The sequence below is a fragment of the Rhodopirellula sp. JB055 genome (assembly GCF_043100905.1).
Taxonomy (GTDB): domain Bacteria; phylum Planctomycetota; class Planctomycetia; order Pirellulales; family Pirellulaceae; genus Rhodopirellula.
The window spans coordinates 1-4,073 of the sequence record NZ_JBICHO010000106.1; the positions used below are offsets into that span (position 1 = coordinate 1).

General features: G+C 54.9%; 7 protein-coding genes. All 7 read right to left on the reverse strand.

Translation table 11 applies throughout. The features are described from left to right. Positions 1–43: 43 nt before the first annotated feature. The gene (locus ACF8AM_RS04220) at positions 44–235 is read right to left on the reverse strand and encodes a hypothetical protein (RefSeq protein ID WP_392554433.1); all 192 of its coding nucleotides are present in this window, start codon (positions 233–235) and stop codon (positions 44–46) included. Positions 236–292: 57 nt separating this feature from the next. Beyond that, on the reverse strand, positions 293–583 hold the full coding sequence (locus tag ACF8AM_RS04225) for a hypothetical protein (protein ID WP_392554434.1): 291 nt from the start codon (positions 581–583) through the stop codon (positions 293–295). A gap of 145 nt (positions 584–728) precedes the next feature. Further along, entirely contained in the window at positions 729–1,310 is a 582-nt protein-coding gene (locus ACF8AM_RS04230) for a hypothetical protein (protein WP_392554435.1), read from the reverse strand. Between the two features lie 49 nt (positions 1,311–1,359). Continuing rightward, entirely contained in the window at positions 1,360–1,566 is a 207-nt protein-coding gene (locus ACF8AM_RS04235; RefSeq protein WP_392554436.1) for a hypothetical protein, read from the reverse strand. A gap of 80 nt (positions 1,567–1,646) precedes the next feature. Further along, positions 1,647–1,841: a hypothetical protein gene (locus tag ACF8AM_RS04240; RefSeq protein WP_392554437.1), complete on the reverse strand. Its 195-nt coding sequence runs from the start codon at positions 1,839–1,841 to the stop codon at positions 1,647–1,649. Beyond that, a complete protein-coding gene (locus tag ACF8AM_RS04245) occupies positions 1,838–3,184 on the reverse strand; it encodes a replicative DNA helicase (RefSeq protein ID WP_392554438.1) in 1,347 nt (448 codons plus the stop codon). Before ACF8AM_RS04245 ends, ACF8AM_RS04240 begins: the two co-directional genes overlap by 4 nt. Further along, positions 3,181–3,858, reverse strand: a complete 678-nt coding sequence (locus ACF8AM_RS04250; RefSeq protein ID WP_392554439.1) for a phage replication protein — start codon at positions 3,856–3,858, stop codon at positions 3,181–3,183. Before ACF8AM_RS04250 ends, ACF8AM_RS04245 begins: the two co-directional genes overlap by 4 nt. Between the last annotated feature and the right edge of the window lie 215 nt (positions 3,859–4,073).

Consider the following 4,073-nt stretch of genomic DNA (forward strand, 5'->3'; position numbering starts at 1 on the left):
CCCCCTCACTGGCCCGAGCCGCCGACTCTAAAGACGGCTCGAGCTAGACCATTGCCTCGTCGAATCGCTGCTGCATGTATGGCACCGCCAACTCATGCAGTTCCTTTCGCAGGAACATCCCGCTGGGCTTTTTCGTTTCCGCGATGGCCGCGGCGCGATCAGTACCAAAGTGGATTTGCTTTGGTGGTTCATCCTTCGCGTTCGAGATGAACCCGACGACTAAATAGCTTCGCATCTGGTTTGCTCCTGGGTGTTTGTTGTTCGGTTGCCATGGAAAGCGAAAGCGATGGACCTAAGCGGTCCCAAGTCGTGCGTTCCGGCGTTGCTTGATCGCTGCAACGGCTTGTTGCGTTTCCGCCTCTCGAGCGGCTGTGGTGGATGCAAGCGCGGCTTCCAGTTCACTTGGCGACTTTGCCAAGATGTGCTGGTGAAATTCCTCCACCGTCTTTCCGCTTTCCGCAAAATGTTCCGCCTCATCTTGGAAACCAAACTTGTTTCCAATGGCCTTGATTTCGTTCTTGCGATTGCGTTCCGCGTTCATCGCTGATTGAACGCTGGCTTGAATGTTTGCTTGTTGATTCACGGGTTTGTCCTTTGGAAAGAAGAATGCTCTGTTGATTTGATGTCTGCTTGCTGCGTAGTCGCGGTTCGAATCTTCATTTGGGAGTAAGAAGATCTTGTTGCCGTCGCGAACAATACGTCTGCCGTTACTGGATCCCATAATCGTTTCAACCTTCGTTTGAGATGTTGAGTTCTTGGGCCTTCGCGAAGAACTCGTCTTCGTCCATCAACTCAAGGGCTGATTTAGTGGCAGATTCCCACGCCTCGATTCGCTGCTCGAGTTGCTTTTCAACGAGCGGCCGCAACGCTGGGGCGAGTTCACCGTCTTCATTCGTCATGAAGTCCAGTTTCTTTGGCATCGCAAGGCGGGACTGCCGGTCTGAGATCCGGTAGTACGCACCGCTGACAGTGTGCAAGCGAACTGAGAGGGCCTGCAAAAGTTCCTGGCGTTTCTTCGCTTGCTCCGAAAGATCCTCGAGCCCCGGCAGGGTCTGTTCGAGAAACGCTCGTTCGGCAAACGCGGTGCAAACTTCCTTGATGGACTTGACCATGCTCATGTAGTCGCTTTCGGTGCGACCGAGTGATTCCATCACTTCCAACAAGCGTTCCGCGTCACCTTTACGATTTTTGCCGGATACATCGCGGATTGCGATTGCGATGAAATCGCTCTCGTTCTTCTCAATAGCGGCCTGGCGGTCGGCTTCTGAGGATTCCTGCAGTCCACGGATTCGGTCGAGTAGGGTCGTCATGTGTTTCTTAGTCCTTGCGAGGGTCGAGACAAACAACTGAACTCCGCGTTCAGTGTGTGATCGGTTGTGATGGTTCTTGAGTTTTTCGCAGCACCGCGGCGATGCGTTCCACGTCGTTCGGGTGGTAGTAGCCAACACCGTTTAGCCGCTGCTGAGGCACAATGTTCAATTGCTTGATGATGTCCATCAAACGAGTGACTGGCGTTTGGAACTGGCCGGCAATCCGGCCGACAGATGTCAGATCGATGTCTTGCATGTGATGGCCTTATGGTTCCTGGGTTGCGATGTCTGAATAGTAGCGATGTCAACAAAGGGGCTTCTAGAATCTAGAAGGATTCAGGCATAATCTTTCGAAGGTTCCAAAACTACCGTCAGCAATTGCCCGCAGTCGTGGCATTTGCTGGGGCGTTCCCGCACGCCTTCGCCAACATCTTTCGCACCTCGTGTTGCCTTGATGTTTGCACTCCCGCACGCACGGCAGATGGGGTAGGTCGCGAACACATAGCGAGAGTCTGGTTCTTTGGGTTTCATAATGTTGAGTACCCCGCAAATTCTTGGTGGAAGTTCCCCGGCTCGAACTTGGTGAACTCGCCAACCAAACGCAGGTCAAATAGTCCTGGTGAATCGTTCCGCCATTTCGGAACCACCAATTCGTAGTCGTCCACCGTCTCATCCGGCTGGTGCAAGAACAGCACGCCATCGGCATCCTGTTCAATGCTGCCGGAATCACGCAGGTCTGATAGCCGCGGCCGTCTTGCGGTCTTCTGCTGCTTCTCGTTGTCGCGGTTCAATTGCGAAAGCAATAAGACGACGATCCCAAGCTCTCTGGCGAGTTGCTTGCATGCCTTGGAACATTCCGTCACCGTTTCGTAGTCAGATTGGCGGCGGTCACTCTTGTGGATCAATTGGAGATAATCGATTGCCAACGCCTTGATGTCGTGCTTTGCCTTCATCAATCGAGCAATGGCCGCGATTCCCTCCATTGTCGCATGCCGGCCTTTGGGGGCTTGGATCTTCATCAACGAGTGTTTGCAGTCATCAACCGCAGTTCGAAGGTCAGGCATTCGCTCAGCAGGGATTTGGCAAACACCTTGCTCATCAACCTCAAACAACTTGCCATCGATCCCGAGACGTTCTGATAGGATCCGTGCCGCGATCTCGTGTTCTTCCATCTCGAGACTGATCAAGAGCGTTGCCCGCCCTCGCAGGTCCAAAGCATTGGCGATTTGCTTCATTAATGCCGACTTGCCTTTGCCGGGTCGCGCGGCAATGACGTAGGATCCACCGGAACGGAATCCACCATAGGTGTCATCAATGCAATCAATTCCGCTTGGAAGCAATGGCCCCAGGCTGCTTCGCTCTGGGTGGTCCAGAAGCTCGAGACGCATCTGGGCGGCCTCGTGCAACGTCATGCAACCTCCACCCTCGGATGCATCGGCGGCAACCTGGTCGATCTTCGCCCTCATCGTGCCCGCGAGCGTCATCGGGTCATTCTGTGGGCTCATCGCCTCATCAATCGCGGCATTGGCAATCTCAATGATCCGTCTCGACTTGGCGCGGTCGGCGACAATCTGAGCATAGGCTCGTGCGTTTGTGACGTTCGCCACCGCCCCGGATAGCTTGGCGAGGTAGGCCGCCCCGCCGATCCGCTCGAACTCACCAACTTCACGCAGGTGCGAAACCAACAACGTGATGTCGATGGGCTTCTGATCGGCTCGCAAGAGCGAAACCGCATTGAAGAGGATCTGGTGAGCCTCCACGTAGAAGTCCTGTGCCCGCACGACTGGGGCGACTTCATCAATCACCGATGGGCTCAAAACCATTGCCCCGAGCAATCCCATTTCGGCTTCGATGTCATTTGGCATTTCGTTCATGCTGGCACCCTCAAACGTCGCTTGGGTTGTTTGCCTGGTCCGGCGGTCGCCACTTGGTTTTTCATCGTGTTGGCATGGAGCGTTGCGAACTTCTGACGAAGCTTGTCTGGGCACCGCACGTTGATCCTCCAAAAGTCGTCCTGGTTGGCCCACCGGAACACGGCCTTGATTTCCTCGGGGGTGTGCCCATCTCGTTCACGCATCAACCGAATGGTGTTCCCCCACTTTTCGAAGTTGGGTTGCTTTTCCTTCGGGGCCACCGCCTTCACCAGCCCGAACATCCACTGAGCCAATTCCAGATCAATGGCGTCTGCACGAAGTGCGGACTTCTTAGGGTTAGGGATAGGGTTAGAAGGCTTTCCGCTATGTGTTCCGCAATGCGTTCCAGATTCGGAAAGCTTCCCGTCGTTTCGTGTTCCAGATTCGGAAAGCTTTCCGCTTTGTGTTCCGTTTTCGGAATGCTTTCCGTTATCGGAACACGTAGGCTCGATTGGAGCGTCATCGAATTCAGAAACCGATTCGGGGATCATCGTCCAGTAGTGCCCCACGCTGCGGTCGTTCGTGCGGTTGTAAACCAACCAACCGGCCTTGATCGCGGCGTCTCGAGCGTTGTTGAGCTGCTTCGGACTTTTGAACCCGAGCACCTCCATCAACTGCGAATTCCAGAACCGCACCGGGCCTTGGTACCTGGCGGCATCCTCGGTGTGGGCAATGTGAACCACAAGGCAAACGGCATGGTGCCCGATGGACTGGGCCGCGCACCCTTTGAACAACAGCCTGGTGAGCTTATGGGCGTGATGTGATTGACGGCTTGGGTATTTCTGCATCATTCTGCCCCGTCACCTCGGCGGCGACTCTTCGCCAATTCTTGGCGTCCGGCCTCGGTGAT

Excerpts from the sequence above, each read along its gene's own strand:
- ACF8AM_RS04220 (WP_392554433.1), bottom strand. The coding sequence starts at position 235 with ATGCGAAGCTATTTAGTCGTCGGGTTCATCTCGAACGCGAAGGATGAA.
- ACF8AM_RS04230 (WP_392554435.1), bottom strand. The coding sequence starts at position 1,310 with ATGACGACCCTACTCGACCGAATCCGTGGACTGCAGGAATCCTCAGAA.
- ACF8AM_RS04235 (WP_392554436.1), bottom strand. The coding sequence starts at position 1,566 with ATGCAAGACATCGATCTGACATCTGTCGGCCGGATTGCCGGCCAGTTC.
- ACF8AM_RS04240 (WP_392554437.1), bottom strand. The coding sequence starts at position 1,841 with ATGAAACCCAAAGAACCAGACTCTCGCTATGTGTTCGCGACCTACCCC.
- ACF8AM_RS04245 (WP_392554438.1), bottom strand. The coding sequence starts at position 3,184 with ATGAACGAAATGCCAAATGACATCGAAGCCGAAATGGGATTGCTCGGG.